At 73.0% G+C, this 23,228-nt stretch carries 20 protein-coding genes; 5 read left to right on the top strand and 15 right to left on the bottom strand.

Features of this window, described 5'->3' with window-relative positions; genetic code table 11:
- The first annotated feature begins 39 nt into the window (after positions 1–39).
- Both M446_RS20725 and M446_RS20720 read left to right on the top strand, forming a co-directional pair.
- Complete coding sequence (locus M446_RS20725; RefSeq protein WP_012334065.1) at positions 40–1,488, top strand: DEAD/DEAH box helicase; 1,449 nt, start codon at positions 40–42, stop codon at positions 1,486–1,488.
- A 122-nt stretch (positions 1,489–1,610) separates the two neighbouring features.
- Positions 1,611–2,672 (top strand): GGDEF domain-containing protein, encoded by a 1,062-nt coding sequence (locus tag M446_RS20720; protein WP_012334064.1) that lies wholly within the window; start codon positions 1,611–1,613, stop codon positions 2,670–2,672.
- Between the two features lie 12 nt (positions 2,673–2,684).
- Here M446_RS20720 and sufA read toward each other — a convergent pair whose 3' ends face one another.
- Both sufA and M446_RS20710 read right to left on the bottom strand, forming a co-directional pair.
- Positions 2,685–3,065, bottom strand: coding sequence for a Fe-S cluster assembly scaffold SufA (sufA, locus tag M446_RS20715; RefSeq protein WP_012334063.1), 381 nt, complete (start codon positions 3,063–3,065; stop codon positions 2,685–2,687).
- A gap of 141 nt (positions 3,066–3,206) precedes the next feature.
- Positions 3,207–5,024 (bottom strand): ABC transporter transmembrane domain-containing protein, encoded by a 1,818-nt coding sequence (locus tag M446_RS20710; RefSeq protein WP_012334062.1) that lies wholly within the window; start codon positions 5,022–5,024, stop codon positions 3,207–3,209.
- A 140-nt stretch (positions 5,025–5,164) separates the two neighbouring features.
- Between M446_RS20710 and rpmE the strand changes: the two genes are divergently transcribed.
- Complete coding sequence (rpmE, locus tag M446_RS20705; protein ID WP_012334061.1) at positions 5,165–5,413, top strand: 50S ribosomal protein L31; 249 nt, start codon at positions 5,165–5,167, stop codon at positions 5,411–5,413.
- A gap of 239 nt (positions 5,414–5,652) precedes the next feature.
- On the opposite strand, the gene M446_RS20700 is transcribed toward rpmE, so the two are convergent.
- The 10 genes from M446_RS20700 to M446_RS20655 form a co-directional block, all read right to left on the bottom strand.
- On the bottom strand, positions 5,653–6,183 hold the full coding sequence (locus M446_RS20700; protein ID WP_012334060.1) for a DUF1465 family protein: 531 nt from the start codon (positions 6,181–6,183) through the stop codon (positions 5,653–5,655).
- A 474-nt stretch (positions 6,184–6,657) separates the two neighbouring features.
- Positions 6,658–6,879, bottom strand: a complete 222-nt coding sequence (locus tag M446_RS20695) for a hypothetical protein (protein WP_043701474.1) — start codon at positions 6,877–6,879, stop codon at positions 6,658–6,660.
- Positions 6,880–7,092: 213 nt separating this feature from the next.
- The gene (locus M446_RS20690) at positions 7,093–7,665 is read right to left on the bottom strand and encodes a GbsR/MarR family transcriptional regulator (protein ID WP_012334058.1); all 573 of its coding nucleotides are present in this window, start codon (positions 7,663–7,665) and stop codon (positions 7,093–7,095) included.
- Between the two features lie 7 nt (positions 7,666–7,672).
- Complete coding sequence (locus M446_RS20685) at positions 7,673–7,804, bottom strand: DUF2474 family protein (RefSeq protein ID WP_012334057.1); 132 nt, start codon at positions 7,802–7,804, stop codon at positions 7,673–7,675.
- On the bottom strand, positions 7,804–8,811 hold the full coding sequence (gene cydB, locus M446_RS20680) for a cytochrome d ubiquinol oxidase subunit II (RefSeq protein WP_018261655.1): 1,008 nt from the start codon (positions 8,809–8,811) through the stop codon (positions 7,804–7,806). The genes M446_RS20685 and cydB overlap by 1 nt, the downstream gene beginning before the upstream one ends.
- A gap of 10 nt (positions 8,812–8,821) precedes the next feature.
- Entirely contained in the window at positions 8,822–10,258 is a 1,437-nt protein-coding gene (locus tag M446_RS20675) for a cytochrome ubiquinol oxidase subunit I (protein WP_012334055.1), read from the bottom strand.
- Between the two features lie 160 nt (positions 10,259–10,418).
- The gene (locus M446_RS20670; RefSeq protein WP_012334054.1) at positions 10,419–11,393 is read right to left on the bottom strand and encodes an NADPH:quinone oxidoreductase family protein; all 975 of its coding nucleotides are present in this window, start codon (positions 11,391–11,393) and stop codon (positions 10,419–10,421) included.
- A 149-nt stretch (positions 11,394–11,542) separates the two neighbouring features.
- A complete protein-coding gene (locus M446_RS20665) occupies positions 11,543–12,913 on the bottom strand; it encodes a lipopolysaccharide biosynthesis protein (RefSeq protein WP_012334053.1) in 1,371 nt (456 codons plus the stop codon).
- The gene (metA, locus tag M446_RS20660; protein WP_012334052.1) at positions 12,910–13,857 is read right to left on the bottom strand and encodes a homoserine O-succinyltransferase MetA; all 948 of its coding nucleotides are present in this window, start codon (positions 13,855–13,857) and stop codon (positions 12,910–12,912) included. The genes M446_RS20665 and metA overlap by 4 nt, the downstream gene beginning before the upstream one ends.
- Before the next feature lie 17 nt (positions 13,858–13,874).
- Positions 13,875–15,173 carry an O-acetylhomoserine aminocarboxypropyltransferase/cysteine synthase family protein gene (locus M446_RS20655; protein WP_012334051.1) on the bottom strand — a complete coding sequence of 433 codons (1,299 nt, stop codon included), beginning with the start codon at positions 15,171–15,173 and terminating at the stop codon, positions 13,875–13,877.
- 308 nt (positions 15,174–15,481) lie between these two features.
- Between M446_RS20655 and M446_RS20650 the strand changes: the two genes are divergently transcribed.
- Positions 15,482–17,260: a long-chain-acyl-CoA synthetase gene (locus tag M446_RS20650; protein WP_012334050.1), complete on the top strand. Its 1,779-nt coding sequence runs from the start codon at positions 15,482–15,484 to the stop codon at positions 17,258–17,260.
- A 160-nt stretch (positions 17,261–17,420) separates the two neighbouring features.
- On the opposite strand, the gene parC is transcribed toward M446_RS20650, so the two are convergent.
- Both parC and recO read right to left on the bottom strand, forming a co-directional pair.
- On the bottom strand, positions 17,421–19,667 hold the full coding sequence (gene parC / locus M446_RS20645) for a DNA topoisomerase IV subunit A (protein WP_012334049.1): 2,247 nt from the start codon (positions 19,665–19,667) through the stop codon (positions 17,421–17,423).
- A 66-nt stretch (positions 19,668–19,733) separates the two neighbouring features.
- Positions 19,734–20,474: a DNA repair protein RecO gene (gene recO, locus M446_RS20640; RefSeq protein ID WP_043702611.1), complete on the bottom strand. Its 741-nt coding sequence runs from the start codon at positions 20,472–20,474 to the stop codon at positions 19,734–19,736.
- Between the two features lie 187 nt (positions 20,475–20,661).
- Between recO and M446_RS20635 the strand changes: the two genes are divergently transcribed.
- Positions 20,662–21,453, top strand: coding sequence for a hypothetical protein (locus M446_RS20635; protein WP_012334047.1), 792 nt, complete (start codon positions 20,662–20,664; stop codon positions 21,451–21,453).
- Positions 21,454–21,463: 10 nt separating this feature from the next.
- On the opposite strand, the gene M446_RS20630 is transcribed toward M446_RS20635, so the two are convergent.
- Entirely contained in the window at positions 21,464–23,179 is a 1,716-nt protein-coding gene (locus tag M446_RS20630; protein WP_012334046.1) for a calcineurin-like phosphoesterase C-terminal domain-containing protein, read from the bottom strand.
- Positions 23,180–23,228: the final 49 nt, after the last annotated feature.

Genomic DNA, 23,228 nt, shown 5'->3' with positions numbered 1-23,228 from the left:
GCCGGTTGCCCGGCCCGCGCGCAACGGTTCTCACTCCTGATGTCATTCGCTGAACTCGGTCTGAGCGAAAAGGTCCTGCAGGCGGTCTCGGCGGCCGGCTACACGACGCCGACCCCGATCCAGGCCCAGGCGATCCCGCACGTCCTCGCCCGCCGCGACGTGCTCGGCGTCGCGCAGACCGGGACCGGCAAGACGGCCGCCTTCACCCTGCCGATGCTGACCCGGCTTGAGCAGGGCCGGGCCCGCGCCCGCATGCCGCGCACGCTGATCCTCGAACCGACGCGCGAACTCGCCGCGCAGGTCGTGGAGAATTTCGAGCGCTACGGCACGAACCACAAGCTCAACGTCGCGCTGCTGATCGGCGGCGTCTCCTTCGCCGACCAGGACGCCAAGATCACCCGCGGCGTCGACGTGCTGATCGCGACGCCCGGCCGCCTGCTCGACCATTTCGAGCGCGGCAAGCTGCTGCTCACCGGGGTCGAGCTCCTGGTCATCGACGAGGCCGACCGGATGCTCGACATGGGCTTCATCCCGGACATCGAGCGAATCGTGAAGCTGGTGCCGTTCACGCGCCAGACCCTGTTCTTCTCCGCGACGATGCCGCCGGAGATCCAGCGGCTGGCCGACGACTTTCTCCACAACCCGGTGCGGATCGAGGTGGCGCGCCCGGCCTCGACCGCCTCGACCATCGCGCAGCGCCTCGTCGCGACCGGCGGCGAGGGCCACGAGAAGCGCAAGACCCTGCGCGGGCTGATCCGCGGCGCGGTGGAGCTGCGCAACGGCCTCATCTTCTGCAATCGCAAGCGGGACGTGGCGCAGCTGCAACGCTCGCTGGCCAATCACGGCTTCAACGTCGCGGCCCTGCACGGCGACATGGACCAGCGCGCCCGCATGGCGGCCCTGGACGCGTTCCGGTCCGGCGAGGTCCCGCTCCTCGTCGCCAGCGACGTGGCGGCGCGCGGCCTCGACATCCCGGCGGTGAGCCACGTCTTCAACTTCGACGTGCCGCACCACGCCGAGGACTACGTCCACCGGATCGGGCGCACCGGGCGGGCCGGGCGCAGCGGCGCCGCCTTCACGCTGGTGGGCCGCGGCGACGAGAAGGCGCTGGCCGCCATCGAGTCGCTGATCGGCCAGCCGATCCCCTGGGCGGACGGCGACCTCGCCTCCCTGCCCGAGGAGGAGGAGGGCGCTCCGCGGGAGCGGCGCACGCGCGAGCGCGAGGGCCGCTCCAAGCGCGGCGAGCGCGGCCGCCGGCCCGAGCGGAGCCGCGAGGCGCGCCCTGAGGAGCGCGCCCGCCCGCCCCGCGCGGAGGAGCGCCCGCGCGCTGCCCGGCCGGAGGAGCGCCCGAAGGATCCGCGCCGCGCCGCCGCCCGCCGCCGCGACGAAGACGACGCAATGCCGGAGGCCGAGATCGGGCTCGGCGCCCATGTTCCCGCCTTCCTGCTTCGGCCGGTTGTTTTGAAGAAGCGCAAGGAGCGGGAGTAGACGAAGACGTCGGGCACGGCGCGTCTCCGATCGCGCGACCTTTAACCGTCTCTCCACTCGCGCGTCGTAGACCCTCTGGGCCAATCGGACCTCGGGTCCGGTGCGGTGCACGGAGGAGCCGGATGAGCGACGTGTCCCGACCCGACACGGACCGGAGTTTCGCGATAGGCCAGCGGGCGTTGGAGCTCATGAAGGCCTACGGGTCTTCGGCCTGCCCGCGCAGCTACGCCGTCTGGTACACCTACGTGTCCGGTCAGCAGCCGCTGCTCAATGAGGCGGTGAAGCGCCTGACGGCGGAGCACGGCCACCTGCGCGACGACGCGATCAGCATCCTCTACGACACCTACATCGATCCGCGCCGCCACCTGATCGAGACGGAGCGCGCGGGCGCGAGCCTGCTCGGCGAGATGGAGCAGGTGCTGGAGATGCTCGACGTGGCGCTCGGCTCCACCGCCCGCTACGGCGCCTCGCTGCAGGCCTTCAGCCAGGACATCGTCGCGCCGACCGTCAATCGCGGCCGGCTGCGGGAACTCGTGACCTCGCTGATCGTGGCGACGCGGGACGTCTCCGCCAACAACCGCACCCTCGAGGCGCGGATGCGCGAGAGCCGCGAGGAGATCCAGGCGCTGCACGAGACCCTGGAGGCGGTGCGGGTCGAATCGCTCACCGATCCGCTCACCGGCCTGGGCAATCGCAAGCTGTTCGAGCAGGTGCTGCGCAAGTCGGTGGAGGAGGCGGCCGCCAACGCGGCACCCACCGCCCTCATCATCCTCGACATCGACCATTTCAAGCGGTTCAACGACGTCTACGGCCATCTCACCGGCGACCGCGTCCTGCGCCTCGTCGCCCTGACGATGCGCGAGATGGTCGACGGCCGCGCCACCATCGCGCGCTTCGGCGGCGAGGAATTCGGCGTGATCATGCCCTGCGGCAGCGAGGGCGACGCCGTCGCCCTGGCCGAGCGCATCCGCACGAGCGTCATGGGCCGGGAACTCGTCAAGCGCTCCAGCGGGGAGTCGCTCGGTCGCGTGACCATCTCGGTCGGCGTCGCGACTCACCGGCCCGGCGACACGGCCGTGTCGCTGCTGGAGCGGGCCGATCAGTGCATGTTCGCGGCCAAGCGCAGCGGGCGCAACCGCGTCGTCGTGGACACGGCGGTGCCGGACCTCACGCAGGTGGCGTGAGGTCCGGGCCGCTCAGGCCCCGGCTTCCTGCAGGGCCTCCGGCTTGGCCGGCGTGATCGCGACCGATTCGCCGCAGCCGCAGGCCGAGGTCTGATTCGGATTGTGGAACACGAACTGCGACGACAGCTTCGTGGTCTGGAAGTCCATCTCGGTCCCGAGCAGGAACAGCACCGCCTTCGGATCGATGAAGACGCGCACGCCGCGATCCTCGACGACGTCCTCGCCCGGGCGGCGCTCCTCGGCGTATTCCATCGTGTAGCTCATCCCGGCGCAGCCGCCGTTCTTCACGCCGACGCGGATCCCCGCGATCGGGCGGTCGGCGTCGGCGATGATCCGCCTGACGCGCTCCGCGGCGGCCTCGGTGAGCGACATCACCTTGAAACTGGTGGGCATTCGGTTCTCTCCGGCAGCCGGGTTCAAGGCCCGGGCGGTTGAGGCTTCATCCTCGCTCCCCCAAGATAAGCATCGGCCCGGCCAGGGTCCACCGCGGCGGGGCCCGCGGCGGCCGGGAGCGCGCGAGGGGGGCGACGCCCGCTACACCGCCACGAGCCGCGCCCGGCCCTCTCCCCCGGCATCGCCGAACTGGAGGGCGGCGAGCTGGGCGTAGAGGCCGCCCCGGGCGAGCAGCCCGTCGTGTGTGCCCTCTTCCACCACGCGGCCGTCGTCGAGGACGAGGATCCGGTTGGCGGCCCGGATGGTCGCGAGGCGGTGGGCGATCACCAGGGTGGTGCGCCCGCGCATCAGCTCGTCGAGGCCCGCCTGGACCGCGCGCTCGCTCTCCGCGTCGAGGGCCGAGGTCGCCTCGTCGAGGAGCAGGATCGGCGCGTCCTTGAGGATCGCCCGGGCGATGGCGATGCGCTGGCGCTGCCCGCCCGACAGGGTGACGCCCCGCTCGCCCACCAGCGTGGCGTAGCCCTCCGGCAGGGCGCGGATGAACCCGTCCGCGTGGGCCTGGGCGGCGGCGGCGGTCACCTCGGCCTCGCTGGCCTGCGGGCGGCCGTAGCGGATGTTGTCGAGGACGCTGCCGCTGAACACGGTCGGATCCTGCGGCACCAGGGACAGGCGCCGCCGCAGCGCGTCCGGATCGGCCCGGTTCACCGGGATGCCGTCCACCCGCACCTGTCCCGAATCGGGATCGTAGAAGCGCAGGAGCAGCTGCAGCACCGTGCTCTTGCCCGCGCCGGACGGGCCCACGATGGCGACGCGCTCGCCGGGCGCCACCGTGAAGCTGACGTCGTGGAGGGCGCTGCGGTCCGGCCGCGCCGGGTAGGCGAAGCGCACCCGCTCGAAGGCGACCTCGCCGCGGGGCGGCTCCGGCAGGGCCAGGGGATCCGCCGGGGCGGTGATGGCCGGCTCCGTGCGCAGGATCTCGCCCAGGCGCTCGGCGGCGCCGGCCGCCAGGGTGAGCTCCCCGTAGACCTCGGAGAGCTGGCCGAGGGCGCTCGCCCCGAACACCGCGTAGAGGACGAATTGCGAGAGCTGGCCCGCCGTCATCGTGCCGCGCGCGACGCCCTGCGCCCCGTACCACAGCACCCCGACCACGCTCGCCGAGACCAGGAAGATGGCGACGCCGGTGAGGAGCGCCCGCGCCCGCGCCGAGCCGCGGGCGGCGAGGAAGGCCTGCTCCGAGGCGGCCGCGAAGCGCGCCGCCGTCGCCGGCCCCATCCCGAAGGCCTGCATGGTGCGCACGGCCCCGACCGCCTCGGTCGCGTAGGCGGAGGCGTCGGCGAGCCGGTCCTGCGCGGCCCGCGAGCGGCGCCGCACGCCCCGCCCCGAGAGGATGAGCGGGAAGACGATGACCGGGATCGCGGCCAGGACCAGGACCGAGAGGCGCGGGCTCGTCCACACCATCATGGCGACCGCGCCCAGGAACAGGAAGGCGTTGCGCAGGAGGATCGACAGGGAGACCCCGAAGACCGACTTCACCTGCGCGGCGTCGGCCGTGAGGCGCGAGACCAGTTCGCCGCTGCGGGCCTGGTCGAAGAAGGCGGGGTCGAGCACCGTCAGCCGCGCGAACACCGCCGCCCGCAGGTCCGCGATCACCCGCTCGCCGAGCGTCACGACGAAGTAGTAGCGGCCCGCGCTCGCCAGCGCGAGGAGACCGACGACGCCGATCAGCGCGCCGAAATAGGCGTCGATCATCGCGGCACCCTGGTGCGCGAAGCCGAGATCGACGACCCGGCGGATCGCGATCGGCACGACCAGGGTGGCGCCGGCGGCCGCCACCAGGGCGACGAGGGCCGCGGCGATGCGGCCGCGGTAGCGCAGGGCGAAGGGGATGAGCGGTTTCAGCGCGCCGAGAGAGGCCCGGGGAAGCGTGGCCCGGGAGCGGGCTGTGTCGTCGGAAGCCATGGGACGTGTGTGAATCCGGTAGCTGCGCTTGTTTGGCGCCGTCGGGTGAGGTATAGGCCGCCGCTCATCCGATTACGCGCGATCAATGGCCGCGGCCCGCAGCGGAGCGTTTGCGGGTGGGCCGCATCGAGGAACACGTCATGGCGAAGACCGCTGCCAAGAAGCCGACCGAGCACCCCGACTACCACTTCATCAAGGTGGTGATGACGGACGGCACCGAGTACACCACCCGGTCGACCTGGGGGAAGGAGGGCGACACCCTCAACCTCGACATCGACCCGACCACCCACCCGGCCTGGACCGGCGGCGAGCAGAAGCTGATGGATCGCGGCGGCCGCGTCTCGCGCTTCAACTCGCGCTTCGGCAACCTGACCTTCGGCAAGAAGTAATCCCACCGCTCGTTTCTCATGACCGGTGGCGGTGCTCTCGAATTTTCGCCAAGCCTTTGGCTTGAAATCGAAAATTCGAGATGGAGCAACGGCCCGACGCGTCGGCACCCTGAGCCGTTGGTGTAAGGTCCGGGCGGGCCGAACCCCCGGAACGAGAGAACCCCGGTCCAGCGGCCGGGGTTTTTCGTTGGGCCGCCGTTCCGGCGGGAAGGCGGCCGGGCCCCTCCCCGCGCGTCGCGTCACGCCGAGCGGAAGGCGGCGCGCAGGAGGTCCTGCTGGGCGAAGACCGGGCTCTCGCGGGGGGCCGGGGTGGGACGGTCGTCCGAGATCAGGCTGTCGAGGTGGCGGATGCGCGCGTGGAGCCGCTTCGCGTGCCCGATCAGCGCCTGGAGGGTCAGCGGCAGCTCCGCGACGGCCGCGGCCGGCAGGTCCTGGCTCTCGCTCGCGCCCAGGCGCACGCGGGTCTTCTCCTGCTGGGCCTCGCTCAGGGTCAGTTCCCCCTCCGCCACGGCGCGCTGGACCAGCAGCCAGGAGGCGATCTGCATCAGCCGCGTCGTCAGCCGCATGCTCTCGCTCGCGTAGGTCAGGGCGGCGTGCCGCGACAGCAGCCGCGACTCGTCGCGGCCGGGACCGTCCAGGTAGGCCGCGGTCTCCTCCACCAGCGTCATGCCCTCCCGGAACAGGGTGCGGAAGGCCTCGGAGGACACGAAGGTCTCGCCGAAATTCACGGTGTCGCGCGGGTCCCGAAACATCACGTCCATCCCGACCATGATCCCTCCTCCGCCCTCGGCGTCGCGCGTCCCGCTGCGGGACAGCGCCCTGTCTCGGTCCCGACCGTCGCAACAATAGCGCCGCGCGGGCGGTCCCGCCCCGGTAACGAAGGATTAACCTTAATCGGAACGCGCGAGACCCCGCCCGGCTCCCGCGCCGGCGGGGCGGGCCCGGGCACAAAAAGAAAGCCGCCCCGGAGGGCGGCGATGAGTCGTACAGGGAGGCATCAAACAGAGTGGACAGAGACCACTCGACATCCAGAAGGCTGGACAGCTCCGGTTATCGTCCAGAAAGCTTAAAAAATGGTTAACGCGGTGTAAGCGCAATCGCGAAACAGTCGAATCCGGCGCGGCTTGGCAGCGGGCGCCGGCGCGGGGGCGCGCAAACGAAAACCCCCTCCGGGGCCGGAGGGGGCGTCGGCAAAAGCCCCCTCCGGGGCCGGAGGGGGCGTGGGTCGCGCGAGGGCGGCGCGCTCAGCCCGCGCGCATCTCCGCGCCGGGCCGCGCCGGCACCAGGAGCGGGGCCGAGCCCTTGCCGGGGGCGTCGTTGTAGGGGGCGTTGTAGCAGCGGCGCACCGAGGCCCAGTAGGCCTCGCGCTCCGCCTGCGGCAGGCGGCTCAGGGCCTCGTTGAGCGCGGCCTCGCCGGCCGCCGCGAGGCTGTTCGGGTCCGAGAAAGCGTGTTCGATCGGCGACATGCCCGTTCGCATCCAGGCGTGGAAGGATGGCCGGATCATGCCACAGCCAAGCCCGCGCTGCACGGGTTTCGCGGGTGCGGCGTGATCCGGGATCCGCTCGATCGACGCGGATCCCGGATCACCAGCCCGCGCGGCGCCTGAGCGACACCGACATCCGCATGGCCGACATGGGAGATGGCGAATCCATCAACCGGATGGCGGATGACGCAGCGGTCAGGCCGGGTCGGGCTTGCGGCGGCGCGGCACCGCGCCGAGCACGCGGTCCTTGGCCTCCAGCACCTTCTGGACCCGGGCACCGAGCCGCAGGAGCTGCACGAGCCTCTCCGTCTCCAGGCGCCGCACCTCGCCGTACCAGTTCGCGAAGAGTTCGAAGAGGTCGTGCATCTCGGCGAGGCGTCCTTGCGCGTGCCGCTCCTCCGGGCTGCGCGGCTCCTGCATCAGGATCTCGCGCAGCATGGTGAGCGTCGGGTCGACCTCGCGCTTCTTGCGCTCCTCGACCAGGGTTCGGACGATCTGCCAGATGTCCTCGGGCGTCGAGAAGTAGTCGCGCCGGTCGCCCGGCCGGTGCAGCAGCCGCACGAGGTTCCAGGCCTGCAGCTCCTTCAGGCCCATGCTGACGTTCGAGCGCGACAGGCCGAGGCGCTCGACGATCTCGTCGGCGTTGAGGGCGCGCTCCGCGACGAACAGGAGCGCGTAGATCTGGCCCACCGTCCGGTTGATGCCCCAGCGCGAGCCCATCTCGCCGAAATGCAGGACGAAGGTCTGGACGAGGGGCGGCAGCTGCATGGCGTCCTCACCCGGCCCTGAGCCAGGCCCGCAGCACCGAGGCGACGAGGCCGAGGGCGAGGAGGCTTGCGCCGTAAAGGGTGGCGAACCAGAGGAGCCGGCGCCAGAGCGGCGCCGGCGCGTCGGGGGGCGCCGCCATCAATGGTACCCCGTCGCGTCGACCTTGCCCCGGAACACCCAGTACGCGTAGGCGGTGTAGGCCAGGATGATCGGGATCAGCACGGAGGCCCCGGCCAGCATGAACACTTGGCTGGCGCGCGGCGCGGCGGCGTCCCAGATCGAGATCCGGCCCGGCACCACGTCCGGGTAGATGCTGATGCCGAGCCCCACGAAGGAGAGCAGGAACAGGCCGAGGGCGATCAGGAAGGGCGCCCGCTCCGCCCCCTGCCGCAGGGCGCGGAAGAATGCGAAGGCCGCGAGGCCGACGAGGAGCGGCACCTGCGCGGTCAGGAGCACGTGCGGCATCGCGAACCAGCGCTGCCAGTACTGGCCCTCCAGGAACGGCGTCACCGCGCTGACCAGGAAGATCGCCGCGATGGTGGCGGCGCCGAGCCGGGCCGAGAGGCGGCGCGCCCGCTCCTGCAGCGGCCCCCGCGTGCGCATCACCAGCCAAGTGGCGCCGAGCAGGGCGTAGCCGCAGAGGAGGCCGAGCCCGACCAGGAGGCTGAAGGGCGACAGCCAGTCCCACCAGCCGCCCGCATAGGCGCGGCCCTCGACCGCGATGCCCTGGAGCATGGCCCCGAGGGCGATGCCCTGGGCCAGCGCCGCGACCAGCGAGCCCCCCGTGAAGGCGAGGTCCCAGAAGGCCCGGTGGCCCGGATCGCGCCAGCGGAACTCGAAGGCGACGCCCCGGAAGATCAGGCCGAGCAGCATGGCGATGACCGGCGCGTAGAGCGCCGGCAGCAGCACCGCGTAGGCGAGCGGGAAGGCCGCGAACAGGCCCCCTCCCCCGAGCACCAGCCACGTCTCGTTGCCGTCCCAGACCGGGGCGACCGAGTTCATGGCGGTGTCGCGCTCCTCGCCCGGCCGGAAGGCCGGGAACAGGATGCCGATGCCGAGGTCGAACCCGTCCATCACGATGTAGGCGAACACCGCGAAGGCGATCACGAAGGCCCAGACGACCGTCAGGTCGAGATGCTCCACCACGGATTCCTCCTCACTCGGCCGGCTGCATGGCGCGGTCGGGATCGACCGAGGGGGCCGGCGTGATGCCGGCCGTGCGGATCGGCTTGCCGGCCTCGACGCCGGGCTCGCCGTAGGAGGGCGGCTTGCTCATCAGGCGCAGGATGTAGAGCACGCCCATCGAGAACACCGCGAAATAGATCAGCACGAAGGCGATCAGGGAGCCCGCGACGGCGGGCGCCGAGAGCGGCGAGGCGGAGTCGGCCGTGCGCAGCAGGCCGTAGACCGTGAAGGGCTGGCGGCCGACCTCGGTGGTGATCCAGCCCGCCACCACGGCGACGAAGCCCGCCGGCCCCATCGCCACCGCGAAGCGGTGCAGGGGGGGCCACTCGTAGAGCCGGCCGCGCAGCCGCGCGAGCAGGCTGAGCAGGCCGAGGAACAGGATCAGGAAGCCGAGCCCCACCATCACCCGGAAGGACCAGAACACCACCGGGACCGGCGGCCAGTTCTCGCGCGGCACCGTGTCGAGGCCCTTCAGCGGCGCGTCGAGATCGTGCTTGAGGATGAGCGAGGAGAGCCGCGGGATCTCCAAGGCGTAGTCGACGCGGCCCGCCGCCTGGTTCGGCAGGCCGAACAGGATCAGGGGAGCGCCGGCCGGGTGGCTCTCGAAATGGCCCTCCATCGCCATCACCTTGGCGGGCTGGTGCTCCAGCGTGTTGAGCCCGTGCGCGTCGCCCGCCGCGATCTGGACCGGCGCCACCAGGGCCGCCATCCACATCGCCATCGAGAACATGGTGCGGGCGCCCTCGCTCGGGCCGCCGACGGCGCGGCGGCAGTCGCGCAGCAGGTGCCAGGCGCCCACCGCCCCGACCACCAGGGCGGTGGTCAGGTAGGCGGCCAGCACCATGTGCACGAGCCGGTACGGGAAGGACGGGTTGAAGATGATCGCCCACCAATCCAGCGGGATCAGCTGGCCGGCCGCGTTGCTGCCGTAGCCCTGCGGCGTCTGCATCCAGGAATTCACCGACAGGATCCAGAAGGCCGAGAAGAAGGTGCCGACCGCCACCGCCAGCGTCGCCAGGAAGTGCAGGCGCGGCCCGACCTTGCTCATCCCGAACAGCATCACGCCGAGGAAGCCCGCCTCCAGGAAGAAGGCCGACAGCACCTCGTAGGCCATCAGCGGCCCCAGCACCGGCCCGGCCTTGTCCGAGAAGACCGACCAGTTCGTCCCGAACTGGTACGACATGACCAGCCCCGAGACGACGCCCATCGCGAAGGCGACGGCGAAGATCTTCACCCAGTACTTGAAGAGGTCGAGGTAGACGGAGCGCCCGGTGGCGAGCCAGAGGCCTTCGAGCACGGCGAGGTAGCTCGCGAGCCCGATCGAGAAGGCCGGGAAGATGATGTGGAACGCCACCGTGAACCCGAACTGGATCCGGGCGAGCAGCAGGGCGTCCAAGGTCGACAGCATGACGTATCCCCGTTCGAGGCCGACACCTGCGTCCTATCTCGCCATTTCAGGAATTTCCGAAAGTCCCGAAGCGCCGCGGCGCATCGCCGCGACGGCCCGGCGGCAGCCGCGCGGCGCGGGGCCCGCGCGGGGCCCGGCCGGACGCCGCGCGGGCGCCCGCTCAGGGTCGCAGCAGCACCTTGCCGACCGCCTCGCGGCGCGAGAGCACGCCTAGGGCTTCCGCGGCGCGCTCCAGCGGGTAGACGCCGTGCACCTTCGCGGTGAGGCGGCCCTCGGCCACCAGGGCGAGGAGGCGGGCCTGGTTGCGGGCGTGGGCCTCGGGCTCGTTCCTCACGAAGGCGCCCCAGTGCACGCCCTGCACGTCGATGCCCTTGAGGAGCACGAGGTTGAGCGGGATCTTGGGGATCGGCCCGGCCGCGAACCCGATCACCAGGAACCGGCCCTTCCAGTTGAGGGAGCGCAGGGCCGGCTCCGAGAAGTCGCCGCCGACGGGATCGTAGACCACGTCGATCCCGGCCGCGCCGCCGAGCCGGCGCAGGCCCTCGCGCAGGTTCTCCTCGGAATAGTCGAGGACGAGGTCGGCGCCGTGGGCCCTGGCCGCCTCCAGCTTGTCCGCCGAGGAGGCGCAGGCGATGACGCGCGCGCCCATGGCGTGGCCGAGCTCGACCGCCGCGAGCCCGACCCCGCCGGAGGCCCCGAGGACGACGAGGGTCTCGCCCGCCCGCAGGGCGGCGCGGTCCTGCAGGGCATGCAGGGAGGTGCCGTAGGTGACCGTGAGGCCCGCGGCCTGCTCGTCGCCGACCCCGTCGGGGATGGGGCTCAGGGCCTCGCGGCGGGCCAGGATCGTCTCCCGGCAGGTGCCGTGGCCGAGATGGGCGATGACGCGCTCGCCGACCCGCAGGCCCTCGACGCCCGGCCCGATCGCCTCGACGATCCCGGCGGCCTCCGCGCCCGGCGAGAAGGGCAGGTCCGGCTTGACCTGGTAGCGGCCGGCGATGATCAGCGTGTCGAAGAAGTTCAGGGCCGCCACGGTCACCCGGACGCGCACCTCGCCCGGCCCCGGCACGGGATCCGGCAGATCCGCGATGACCAGATCCTCCGGCCCGCCGAGCGTCTTGCACAGGAGCGCCTTCATCACCGTCCCTCCCCGCCGCCGGACCGGCGGCCTCGGCCCCTGCGTGAGGCAGGCGCGGCCGGCTGGCAAGGGCGGGCGTGATCCGCTGTCCCCGGCGCGCGGCGGCGCGCCGCGCCCGGAGGTGCCGGCCGCGCGGGCGCGTCCGGCCCTCACCCCCCGCTCAGGACGGCGCGGCCCCGGGCTCCCTCCCGCGTCGGCGCGGCCCTCCGCGCGCCCGGCAGGAGCGAGAGCGCGTCGGTGCGGATCTCCCCGAGCCGGCGCAGGACGAGCGCGGTGGCGAGGATCCAGGCGGCGTAGCTCGCGAGGACCGCGCCGGCGGCGCCGGTCACGCCGAAGGCGGGCGTCAGCGCGAGATTGGCCGCCACCAGGACCAGCAGGGCGAGAACGCAGAGCCGCGCGTTGAGCCCCTGCGCGCCCGTGAGGGTCACCAGGTGGGCGCTCGGTCCGGCGAGGGCGCGCAGGAGCTGGCTGCCGACCAGGATGGCGAGCGCCGCGGCGCCGTGCGGGAATTCGGGGCCGAACAGCGAGAGGAGCGGCGCGCCCGCGACCAGGACCGCGGCGAGGGCCGCCAGCGTCGCGGCGCCGGGCAGGGCGAGCGAGCGGCACACGATCCGGCGCATCGCCGCGTGGTCGCCCGCCCGGCGGGCATCGGCGAGGTCCGGCACCGCCATCTGCTGCGTCACCTGGACGACGTAGCCGACCAGGAGCGCGAGCTTGAGGCAGAGGCCGAACACCGCCACCTCGGCCTTCGGCAGGAACGGCGTCACGCAGAGGATGCCGAGATCCGCGAAGATGTTGGTGTAGATCGAGAGCAGCATCAGGGAATGCGCCTCGCGCCGCCAGCGCCGCCTGAGCCGGCGCGCGCTCCGTCCCGGCGCGCGCCGGGGCGGCAGGTGGGGCAGGAGCAGCCGGAGCTGCACCACGGCGATCAGGACGGTCAGTCCCGTGAACAGGGCCGTGACGGCGTCGCCCGTCGCTCCCGGCCAGGCGAGGCGCAGCCCGACCACGAGGACCAGGAAGACGGCCGGCCGCACGATCCCCTCGGGCACGTAGCACAGGCCGAACAGCCGGATCGCGCCGGCGAGATTGGTGAACAGGGTCAGGCTCGTCGTCGCCAGGACGAGCAGGCCCGCCAGCAGCCCGCAATGGCGCGTCGTGGCGTCGAGGCCCGGCGCGAGCAGGCTCGCCCCGGCGATCAGCCCCGAGAACAGGGCGGCGGCCGCGAGGCTGTCCCGGCGCGCCGTCGCCACGAAGGCGGCGAACAGGCGCCGGCGGGCCGGCGACCGGTAGCGGGCCGCGAAGCGCGAGGCGATCTGCGTGTAGCCCTGGGTCGCGAGGAGACCGGCCACGATCGCGAGGCTCGTCGCCGCGTAGAACAGGCCGAGGTCGTGGGCGCCCACGAAACGGGCGAGGAAGGCCTGGGCGACGAAGCCGAAGCCCGCGCCGCCGAGGCGGATGGCCGCGAGGGCCGCCGAGCCGGTGAGCAGCCGGGCGAGCCGGGCGGGTGGCCGGACGGTCACGGCGCCGCCGCGGCGCCGGCCCGGGCGCCCCGGCGGGTCGCCACGAGGGAGAGCCAGTTCCGGAACAGCTGCGCGGCCACCGGCGGCCAGGCCGGCGCGGCGGGCGGCGCGCAGGACGGCTCCCCCGCCCACCCGCCCCGGGCGTGGTCGTCGAGCGCCGCCTCGATCTCAGGGTCGAAGTAGTGGACGGGGCGGTCCGGGGGCTCGGCCCGCTCGCCGCGCCCGAAGCGCTTGAGGTCGCGCCGGTACTCGCGGGCGAGGCTGTCCGGGTCGTATTCGGGGTGGCCCTGCAGGAAGACCAGCAGGCTGCGCTCGGGCTTCACGAACAGGTCGACCCCCGCCTCGTCCGAGCGCGTCAGCACGTGGTAGCCGGACGCGGCGAGATCCGCCTCGGCGAGGTCGTTCCAGCGGGAATGCGGCACCGGCAGCACCGCGGGCATCCCGGCGAGGAGCGGGTGGGCCGCCACCGGCCGGCAGGCGAAGATCCCGGAGCGCTTGCGCGCCATGCGCCGCCGGGCGATGCCGTCGAGGTGCAGCACCGCCGCGTGGGCCGCGAGGCACGAGAACAGCGTCGAGACCGTGTGGTCGCGCGCCCAGTCGATCACGCCGGCCAGGGCCGGCCAGTAGGGCTCGTCGCGCAGGTCGGCCGCGCGCGGCTCGCAGCCCGTGACGATGAGCGCGTCGAGCCCGGCGCCCTCCAGGGCGTCGGCCGGCGCCGAGAGGGGCGCCAGCATGTCCCGGGCCTCGGGCCCGCGGGCGATCTCCGGCAGGTGGAAGCGCAGCAGGCGCACCTCGCGCCCGAGCAGGGCGGAGAATTGGCGGTCCGTCGCGGCGAGCGCGGCGTCCGGCATGTTGTTGAGGAGACCGACCGTTAGGCGGTCGCGGGGCGCGGCCGGCCGCGGCCGGCCCGCCCGGGCGAGCGGCGGGGTGGCGGGCTTGAGCATCGCGCGGCGGCTCCCGCTCACTCGGCGGCGCGCAGCAGGCTGCGGCCCGCGGCCTCGAGCGCCTGGTCGAGGTCGGCCAGGATGTCGTCGCTGTGCTCGATGCCGACCGAGAGCCGGATCGCCTCCGGCAGCACCCCCGCGTGGCGCTGCTCCTCGGGCGACATCTGCCGGTGGGTGGTCGAGGCCGGGTGGCAGGCGAGCGACTTCGCGTCCCCGATATTGACGAGCCGCTTGACCAGCGTGAGGGCGTCGTAGAAGGCCGCCCCGCCCGCGTAGCCCCCCTGCACCCCGAAGGTGAGGAGCGAGGAGGCCCGCCCGCCGAGGTACTTGCGCGCCATCGGGTAGTGCGGGCTGTCGGGGAAGCCGGCGTAGTTCACCCAGGCGACCCGCGGATCGTCGCGCAGGAATTCGGCGACCTTGCGGGCATTCTCCACGTGGCGCTCGACCCGCAGGGCCACGGTCTCGATGCCCTGCAGCAGCAGGAAGGCGCTGAAGGGGGCCAGCACCGCGCCGGTCGTGCGCTGGTAGACGCTGCGCGCCCGCTCGGCGAAGGCGCTCGCCCCGAACCTCTCCGCGTATACGAGGCCGTGATAGGACGCGTCCGGCTTGCAGAACATCGGGAACCGCTCGGGATGGGCGAGCCACGGGAAGCGCCCGCCATCCACGATGATGCCGCCGAGCGTGGTGCCGTGCCCGCCCATGAACTTGGTGAGCGAGGCGATCACGATGTCGGCCCCGTGGTCGAGGGGCCGCATCAGGATCGGCGTCGCGACCGTGTTGTCGACCACCAGGGGCACGCCGTGGGCGTGCGCCACCTCGGCGAGGGCGGCGATGTCGCAGATGTTGCCGGCCGGGTTGCCGATGCTCTCGCAATAGACCGCGCGGGTGTCGGCATCGATCAGGCGGGCGACCGCCTCGGGCGCGTCGCTCGCGGCGAAGCGCGTGTGGATGCCCTGGCGGGGCAGGACATGCGCGAAGAGGGTGTGGGTGGTGCCGTAGAGCTGCGGCACCGAGACGATGTTGCCGCCGCAATCGGCCAGCGTCGCGATGGCGTAGTGCAGGGCCGCCTGGCCGGTCGCGACGCTGAGCGCCGCCACCCCGCCCTCCAGTTCGGCCACCCGGCGCTCCAGCACCGCGTTGGTCGGGTTGGCGATCCGGCTGTAGCGGTAGCCCGGCATTTCCAGGTTGAACAGCGCGGCGCCGTGCTCCGCGCTGTCGAAGGCGTAGGCGGCGGTCTGGTAGATCGGGACGGCGACGGCCTTGGTCGTCGGATCGTCCTCGTAGCCGGCATGGATCGCGATCGTCTCAGGCCGCATGGCGTCGTCCTTGGGAAACCTCGTGCGCCCCGCCCTGCAAGCGCCGAACCGACCCGGATGTCTCAGAATCGGACGATCGCTCCGGTGCAGGCCGTCGCGGGCAGAAGACTGACCGCCATATCCTTGCGGCTTGCTTCCCGCCCGCGCGGAAAACCGGGCTCGTCGGGCGGGAACCGGCCGCATGCTGAAGAATGTCTTTCGCAGATCGCTCGGAGCGCGGGAGCGCGCGGCGTCGCACGCGCCGCAAGCCTTGCTTAAGCCTTGCGCCGCAGGGTCGGGGCAGCGGGTGCGAGCGGGGAGTTCGGCGGATGATGAGCGCAGGTGCGGCCGTGGCCCGGGCGGGCTCATCCGCCGCGGGCGGGTGGCTCGGGGCGCTGGAGCGCACGGCGCGCATCGGCCAGCAGCCCTGGCGCACCCTGCCGCGGGTGATCGACGAACTCGGCGAGCGCCACGGCGAGGCCCCGGCCCTGATCGGCGAGCGGGGGCGCCTCAGCCACGCGGGCCTCGCCGCGCTGTGCCGGCGCTACGCCCGCTGGGCCCTGGCGCAGGGTCTCGGGCCCGGCGCCGCGGTCGGCCTGATGCTGCCGAACGGGCCCGACACGATGGCGGCCTGGCTCGGGCTGAGCCGGGTCGGCGTGCGGGTCGCCCTGCTCAACACCCACCTCACCGGGGCGGGCCTCGCCCATTGCATCGCGGCGGCCTCGCCCTCGCACCTGATCGTCGGGCCGGAGCTGCGGGCCGCCTGCGAGGGCGCCGCGCCGCACCTCGCCGAGCGGCCGCGCCTGCTCTGGGCGGACGACCTCGCGGGAGCCCTCGAGGCGCTCGACCCGGGCCCCTTCGCGGCGGCCGAGGAGCGCGGCGTCACGCTGGCGGACACCGCCCTCTACATCTACACCTCGGGCACGACCGGCCTGCCGAAGGCCGCCCGGGTGAGCCACCACCGGGTGATGACCTGGAGCCACTGGTTCGCGGGCCTCAACGCGACCGGAGCGACGGACCGGCTCTACAGCTGCCTGCCGATGTACCACAGCGTCGGCGGCGTGGTGGCGCCCGGGAGCGTGATCGTGGGCGGCGGCGCCGCCGTGCTGCGCGAGCGCTTCTCGGCCCGTCGCTTCTGGGACGACGTGGTCGCGGAACGCTGCACCATCATCCAGTACATCGGCGAACTCTGCCGCTACCTGCTGAACGCGCCCGCCCACCCGCTGGAGCGCGCCCACGCGCTGCGCCTCGCCACCGGCAACGGGCTGCGCCCCGAGATCTGGGAGGCGTTCCAGGCGCGGTTCGCGATCCCCCGCATCCTCGAATTCTACGCCGCGACCGAGGGCACCCTCTCTCTCTGCAACGTCGAGGGCCGGGTTGGTGCGGTCGGGCGGGTGCCGCCCTTCCTGGCGCATTCCTCCCCGGCCGCCCTCGTCCGGCACGATCCGGAGACCGGCGCGCCGGCCCGCGGCCCGGACGGGCTCTGTCTGCGCTGCCCGCCGGGCGAGGCCGGGGAGCTGATCGGGCGCCTCGCGCGCGAGGTCGGCAGCCAGCGCTTCGAGGGCTATACCAGCAAGGCGGCGAGCGAGGCCAAGGTCCTGCGCGACGTGTTCGCCCCCGGCGACGCGTGGTTCCGCACCGGGGACCTGATGCGGGTCGACCGGCAGGGCTTCTACAGCTTCGTGGACCGGGTCGGGGACACCTTCCGCTGGAAGGGCGAGAACGTGGCGACGACGGAGGTGGCGGCGGCGCTCGCGCGGGCGCCGGGCGTGACCGAGGCGGTGGTGTACGGGGTCGCCGTCCCGGGCACGGAGGGGCGCGCCGGCATGGCGGCGCTGACCGTGGCGGAGGGCTTCGAGCTCGCCGGCCTGCGGGCGCATCTCGCCGCCGAACTGCCCGCCTACGCGCGCCCGCTCTTCCTGCGGCTGTGCCGGGATTTCGAGATCACCGAGACCTTCAAGCAGAAGAAGCAGGCGCTGGTCGAGGCGGGGTTCGATCCGGCGCGGACGGGCGACCCGCTCTATTTCGACGACGCCGCGCAGGGGGCCTACGTGCCGCTCGACGCGGAGCTGCACGGGCGCATCGTGGGCGGGGACGTGCGGGTCTGATCCGGGATCCGCTTGATCGAAGCGGATCCCGGATCACGAGCCCGCACGGCGCCTGAGCGAAGACAACATCCGCCTTGCCGAAATGGGAGATGGCGAAGCCATCAACCGGATGTCGGATGATCCCAGCGGTCATGTCCCATGACCGCTGGTTCCGTCTCGGCTACGGCCGGTTGCTGCGCGGGAAGCCCCGCGGCGCCATCGCGCCGACGGTGCCGCGGTGGCCCACCCACTTCGCCAGTTCCTCGCCGACGACGGTGCGCGTGCGCCCAGCGCTGTCGGGCCAGCTCAGGCCCTCGGCGAGCCTGAAGACGCTCAGATAGGCGAGCGTGCTCTCCCGGTAGCGCTGCAGCCGGACGCCCTTGCCGCGGGCCATGTCGGGGATCTCGGTGAGCGGGAAGACCACCAGCAGGCGGTTCTCGCCGCAGACCGCCACGTGGTCGCCCGCCCCGGCCTCGACGCAGTGGGTCACCGTGGCGGCGCCGTCGAGGGCCACGACCTGCTTGCCCTTGCGGGTATTCGCCACCAGCCCGTCCGCGAGCGTGGTGAAGCCGCGCCCGTCGCTCGTGCCGAACAAGAGCTTCGCCCCCGCCCGGAAGGGGAAGACCGTGACGATGTCGCTGCCCTCGTCGAGATCGGCCATCAGGCGGATCGGGTCGCCGAAGCCGCGCCCGCCCGGGAGCTTGGCCGCGTCCAGGGTGAAGACCTTGCCGTTGGTGGCGAGAACCAGGAGCTTCGCGGTCGTCTCGGTCGGGAAGCTCAGCTTGAGCGCGTCGTCGCCCTTGAACTGCACGGTCGAGAGATCGGCGACGTGGCCCTTGAGCGCCCGGATCCAGCCCTTCTGCGACACGATCACGGTGATCGGCTCGCGCTCGATCATCGCCTCGGCGAGGTCGAGGTCGGAGGTGTCGGGCGGGTTCTCCAGGGTGGTGCGGCGGCGGCCGAGCGCCGTCTCGGGCCCGAAGGTCTTCTTCACCGCCCGCACCTGGCCGGCGATCGACTTCCACTGCAGCGGCTCGGAGTCGAGCAGCGCGTCGAGATCCGCCTTCTCGGCGGTCAGGGCGGCCTGCTCGCGCTTGAGCTCCATCTCCTCCAGCTTGCGCAGGCTGCGCAGGCGGGTGTCGAGGATCGCGTTCGCCTGCACCTCGGTGAGCTGGAAGTGGCGCATCAGCTCGGCCTTGGGCTCGTCCTCCTCGCGGATGATGCGGATCACCTGGTCGAGGTCGAGATAGACGATGAGCAGGCCGCCCAGGATCTCCAGGCGCCGCTCGATCTGGCCGAGGCGGTGGCGCGAGCGGCGCTGCAGCACGGTGCGGCGGTGGTCGAGCCACTCGCGCAGCACCTCGGCGAGGCCGACGACCCGGGGCACCTGCCCGCTCATCAGCACGTTCATGTTGAGGGAGAAGCGGCTCTCCAGTTCGGTGAGCCGGAACAGCGATTCCATCAGCACGACCGGATCCACCGTGCGCGAGCGCGGCTCCAGCACGATGCGGACATCCTCCGCCGATTCGTCCCGGACATCGGCGAGGAGCGGCAGCTTCTTCTCGGTCAGGAGCTCGGCCATCTTCTCGATGAGCCGCGCCTTCGGCACGCCGTAGGGGATCTCGGTGACCACCACCTGCCAGAGGCCGCGGCCGAGATCCTCCCGCGTCCAGCGGGCGCGGACCCGGAAGGCGCCGCGGCCGGTCCGGTAGGCCTCCGCGATGGCCTCGGCCGAGTCGATCACCACGCCCCCGGTCGGGAAGTCCGGGCCCTTCACGAAGCTCGTCAGCTGCGCGGAGGTCGCGGTCGGGTGGGTAATGAGGTAGAGCGCCGCGTCGCAGAGTTCGGCGGCGTTGTGGGGCGGGATCGAGGTCGCCATGCCGACCGCAATGCCCTGGGCGCCGTTGGCGAGCAGGTTCGGGAAGGCGGCCGGGAGCACGACCGGCTCCTCCTCCTGGCCGTCGTAGTTCGGCCGGAAATCGACCGCGTCCTCCTCCATCCCGTCCAGGAGGAGCCGCGCCACCTCGGTCATCCGGCACTCGGTGTAGCGCTGGGCCGCCGGGTTGTCGCCGTCGATGTTGCCGAAATTGCCCTGGCCGTCGACCAGCGGGTAGCGCTGCGCGAAATCCTGCGCGAGGCGCACCAGCGCGTCGTAGACCGCCGTGTCGCCGTGCGGGTGGTACTTGCCGATCACGTCGCCGACCACGCGGGCGCACTTCTTGTGCGCGGTGCCCGGGTCGAGGCGCAGCATCCGCATCGCGTAGAGGATGCGCCGGTGGACGGGCTTGAGCCCGTCGCGCGCGTCCGGCAGCGCGCGGTGCATGATCGTCGAGAGCGCGTAGGCGAGGTAGCGCTCCTCCAGCGCCGTTTTCAGCTCGACGTTCTCGATCCCGTCGCGGTCGGATGGCGGCTCGAACGGCTTGCCCATGACTCCCGCTTGTCCCCCCACAGCTCTACGATGTCCGGCTCGGAAGCGCGGAACATAACACGAACATCAGCCCGCATCCGCGGTGCCGAGTGCGACGAATCGCTCGCGCGCCTCGGGCGGCGCGAGGCCGCGCGGCGCCCAGACGTGCTGGTCGAGGAAATATCCCGTCAAGGTAAATCCCTGGCGAACGTCCCGGGCGGTGGGCGTGGCGCCGGTGCCGCCGGCCTCGCGCGCCACCAGGAAGTCCGGCAGGGCGAGCAGCCTGTCGCGCCAGGGCTCGCCGGCGGCGGCGCTCACCGCCCGGCCGCTCTTGGGCGAGACATAGGCGAGGTAGGCGTTGGAGCCGGTCGCCGCGCAGGCCGAGAGATCGAGGCCGAAGCCGAGTTCGGCGAGCACGGCGAGTTCGAACCGCACCATCAGGGGTGGCGCGATCGCCGCGTCGGCGAGGTGGTCGATCAGCACCCGGGCGGCCTCGTAGAGTCCCGGATGCGGGTCGCGCTCCGGCAGGAGCCGCAGGAGCGCGGCGGCGTGGGCGAGGCCGTAGAGGGCGAGGCGCGACCCGATCAGGCGGCCGGCCGCGCTGTCCAGCGGCTCGACCGCGAAGCTGCCGAGGCCGTCGTCGAGCCGCGCCCGCCAGACCGCGCGCACCCGGTTGCCGGGCTGGAGCACCGGCTGCATCCGGCGCGAGCGCCCGCCATGGACGAGGCCGAGGTGGCGCCCGTGCGCGGCCGTCATCAGTTCGAGCACCACGCCCGTCTCGCCCAGCCGCCGTGCCCCGAGGACGAGGCCCTCATCGCTCCACTGCATGAACCCGAGATAGGCCGCGATGTCGCGAAACAGTACGCCGGCCCGCGGGCGGCGAACCGCCACGCTAACCGATTCGTGAGGCGTCACCGCTATTTCGCGAAGGTCGGTCACCGCCCGACATCTTCGCGCCTGATTCGCCGTGATGCTGTCAAGCGGGGAAAGACGGAAAAGTCGGAGTCGAGTGAGCATGATGTCCGTCGAGATCGATCCCTCGGATCGGCGCCCGCAGGCGGCGGCGCGCTCCCGGCTGCGCGGGCCGCTGATGCTCGGCGCGGCCGGCCTCCTGGGCCTCGCCACCCTGGGCGCCCTCGCCTACCCGGCCCTGTCGGCGCTCACCGCCCCGCGCCCGAGCGGGATCCGGGTCGGGCCGATCCGGGAGATGCCGGAGATCAAGGACGGCGTGCCGGCCCTGCGCGCCGAGACGCCGGCGATCGCGCCGGAGGCGCCGCCCGCGCGCGTCGTCGCGCTCGCGCCGGCCGCGACGCCCAAGCCCGCCGAAGCGCCCGCGGCCCCCTCGCCGGCGCCGCTCGCGGCCGCCCTGGCCGCGCCCGCCCTGGCCGCGCCCGCCCCGGCCCGGGCCGAAAGTCTCATCACGGGGACGCTCAACCCGCCCCAGCGCTTCGAGCGCCCGGCACCCGAACCGGCCGCCCCGCCCAGGGAGGCGCCCGCGTCGCCTCCGGCGCCGCCCAAGGCCGAGGCGATGCGCGAGGCCGCGCCCGACCCGGTCAAGCCCGCACCCATTCCGGCCAAGGCCGCCGCGAAGCCCGCGAAGCCGGTGCCGAAGCAGGCGGCCAAGCGCGAGAGGACCGAGTCCGCGCGCGTGGCCGCGGCCAAGCCGGCGCCCGCCGCCCCGGAGGCCGCGCCCGCGGCCCCGGAGGAGAGGACCTTCCTGGGCGTGCCGATCCCGGACTTCGCGCCCGCCGGCAAGGCGATCAAGGACACGGTGGACGCGGTCATCAGCCTGCCGAGCCGGCTCTGACGGCAGGCCGTCAGATGCCGCGCGGGCGGCCCTCGCCGGCGACCACTTCGAGCACGATCCCGTCCCGGTGGAGGCGGCCGTACTCGTCGGTCGCCTCGACGCTGAGGCGGTGGGTGCCGGGGGCGATGTCCCGCGGCAGCCGCGCGGTCCAGACATGCGAGGACGGCTCGGCCTTCACCCAGGATTTCCGCGCGGCCGAGAAGCGCGCGTAGAGGGCGGCCACGAACGGGTCGGGCCGCCTTGTGCGGGTCATGGGCAGCGGCGCGCCGTCGCCGATGCGGAAGCGCACGCTGGTCCGCGGACCGCCGTCGAAGACGTTGACGACGAGCAGGGAGGCCGCCGCGCTCTCGGCCGGGACCGGCGAGCCGAACAGGGCGTAAAGCCGCGTGTCGGGCAGCCGCGCGAGGTCGTCGCTGTGGAACTGGCTCTCCAGCACGATGCGCATCTGGCGCCCGGCATCCTCGCTCGCCGGGACGTAGCGGGTCGTGTAGTGGCGCCCGCCCCGGATGCTGAGGACGTGGAAGCCGTGCGGCGTGCCGTCGCGGCTGTCCGCGGTGGCGATGCCGCGGCGGTCGGGCGGGCCGCTCCACCAGGAGCCCGATACCGCGGTCAGCACGTGGTGATGATGGGCGTCGGGCCCGGTGGCGCCGGGGCGGCCGGCCGCGTCGAGGTAGTGGTGCTCGGTCGTGTGAGTGTGGCCCGAGACGCTGAAGCAGGGGCGGCCCGCGAGCAGCCGCAGCAGGGCCTGCCGGTCGACGGTGCTCAGCGACGGGTCGTCCGGCCCGAGATCGGTCGCGAGCGGGATGTGCATCGCCACGACCACGAGGCTTTCGCGGGGCGTCTCGCGCAGCACCGCCTCCACGAAGGCGAGCTGCGCCTCGCCGAACCGGCCCTCGTAGCGCCCGCCCCGCTCCGGCGTGCCTGTCGCGGCGCCGAGGTAGTGGACGTTGTCGAGGAGCAGGAACAGCACGCCGCCGTGGTGGAGGGCGTAGTAGGGCGCGCCGTAGACCCGCTTGAAGGTCTCGCGGCTGTGGCGCGCGTCCGTCGCCTCGAAGTTGAGGTCGTGGTTGCCGCCGATGTGGAACCACGGCAGGCCGATCCGGCCCATGATGCGGTTGTGCCGGCCGTAGAGGGAGAGGTCGTCGAACAGCACGTCGCCGGCGGTGATGCCGAAGGCCGCCTCGATCCCCATGGCCCGGGTCACGGCCGTGTCGCGCACGTAGTCGAGTTCGGTCTGGCTCTCGGGCTGCGGGTCGGTGAACAGGATCACGTCGAAATCGCCGCCCTCCTCCGCCCGGGTGAGGCCGAAATCGACGGAGGCCGGCAGGGGCCCGGTCGGGGCGATGCCGGGATAGCGCAGGTTCAGCGCGGCGGGGCTGCCGTTCGGCTGGTGCAGGTAGGCGAAGCGGGGAATGTTGTCCGCGTCCCGCGGCAGCGCGTAGCCGCTGGGCTTGATGACGAAGACCACGCCCTCGTCGGAGAGCGGGAGGCGGTAGCGGCCCTGCGCGTCGGTGCGGACGACCTCGCGGCCGTTCGAGACCAGCACGTCCGGGAGGCCCGGATCGTCGGGCCCGCGCCGGCCGCGTCCGGCGCGGTCCTCGTAGACGACCCCGGTGACCTCCGCACCGACCTCCGCCCCCTGGGCGCCGGCGCCGCGCGGCGCCAGGGCGAGGGCCGCCGCGCCCGCCACGGTCTCCCGCCGCGTCAGAGTGATTCGCTCCGTCATCCGCCCCTCCCGTGCCGCGCCGGGGTTTCAAGCACCGGCGCTTGAAGCG

It is taken from the genome of Methylobacterium sp. 4-46 (assembly GCF_000019365.1).
Classification (GTDB): Bacteria; Pseudomonadota; Alphaproteobacteria; order Rhizobiales; family Beijerinckiaceae; genus Methylobacterium.
The sequence above is the reverse complement of the archived record's forward strand: the minus strand, read 5'-3'. Positions and strand labels throughout refer to the sequence as shown.

What these genes read in the sequence shown, in the direction of transcription:
- M446_RS20655 (WP_012334051.1), bottom strand. Translation starts at nt 15,173, where the DNA reads ATGCGGCCTGAGACGATCGCGATCCATGCCGGCTACGAGGACGATCCG.
- metA (WP_012334052.1), bottom strand. Translation starts at nt 13,857, where the DNA reads ATGCTCAAGCCCGCCACCCCGCCGCTCGCCCGGGCGGGCCGGCCGCGG.
- M446_RS20725 (WP_012334065.1), top strand. Translation starts at nt 40, where the DNA reads ATGTCATTCGCTGAACTCGGTCTGAGCGAAAAGGTCCTGCAGGCGGTC.
- M446_RS20695 (WP_043701474.1), bottom strand. Translation starts at nt 6,879, where the DNA reads ATGTCGCCGATCGAACACGCTTTCTCGGACCCGAACAGCCTCGCGGCG.
- M446_RS20630 (WP_012334046.1), bottom strand. Translation starts at nt 23,179, where the DNA reads ATGACGGAGCGAATCACTCTGACGCGGCGGGAGACCGTGGCGGGCGCG.
- M446_RS20650 (WP_012334050.1), top strand. Translation starts at nt 15,482, where the DNA reads ATGATGAGCGCAGGTGCGGCCGTGGCCCGGGCGGGCTCATCCGCCGCG.
- parC (WP_012334049.1), bottom strand. Translation starts at nt 19,667, where the DNA reads ATGGGCAAGCCGTTCGAGCCGCCATCCGACCGCGACGGGATCGAGAAC.
- M446_RS20690 (WP_012334058.1), bottom strand. Translation starts at nt 7,665, where the DNA reads ATGCAGCTGCCGCCCCTCGTCCAGACCTTCGTCCTGCATTTCGGCGAG.
- M446_RS20675 (WP_012334055.1), bottom strand. Translation starts at nt 10,258, where the DNA reads ATGCTGTCGACCTTGGACGCCCTGCTGCTCGCCCGGATCCAGTTCGGG.
- sufA (WP_012334063.1), bottom strand. Translation starts at nt 3,065, where the DNA reads ATGCCCACCAGTTTCAAGGTGATGTCGCTCACCGAGGCCGCCGCGGAG.
- recO (WP_043702611.1), bottom strand. Translation starts at nt 20,474, where the DNA reads ATGCAGTGGAGCGATGAGGGCCTCGTCCTCGGGGCACGGCGGCTGGGC.
- M446_RS20710 (WP_012334062.1), bottom strand. Translation starts at nt 5,024, where the DNA reads ATGGCTTCCGACGACACAGCCCGCTCCCGGGCCACGCTTCCCCGGGCC.
- M446_RS20635 (WP_012334047.1), top strand. Translation starts at nt 20,662, where the DNA reads ATGATGTCCGTCGAGATCGATCCCTCGGATCGGCGCCCGCAGGCGGCG.
- M446_RS20700 (WP_012334060.1), bottom strand. Translation starts at nt 6,183, where the DNA reads ATGGTCGGGATGGACGTGATGTTTCGGGACCCGCGCGACACCGTGAAT.
- rpmE (WP_012334061.1), top strand. Translation starts at nt 5,165, where the DNA reads ATGGCGAAGACCGCTGCCAAGAAGCCGACCGAGCACCCCGACTACCAC.
- M446_RS20720 (WP_012334064.1), top strand. Translation starts at nt 1,611, where the DNA reads ATGAGCGACGTGTCCCGACCCGACACGGACCGGAGTTTCGCGATAGGC.
- M446_RS20685 (WP_012334057.1), bottom strand. Translation starts at nt 7,804, where the DNA reads ATGGCGGCGCCCCCCGACGCGCCGGCGCCGCTCTGGCGCCGGCTCCTC.
- M446_RS20670 (WP_012334054.1), bottom strand. Translation starts at nt 11,393, where the DNA reads ATGAAGGCGCTCCTGTGCAAGACGCTCGGCGGGCCGGAGGATCTGGTC.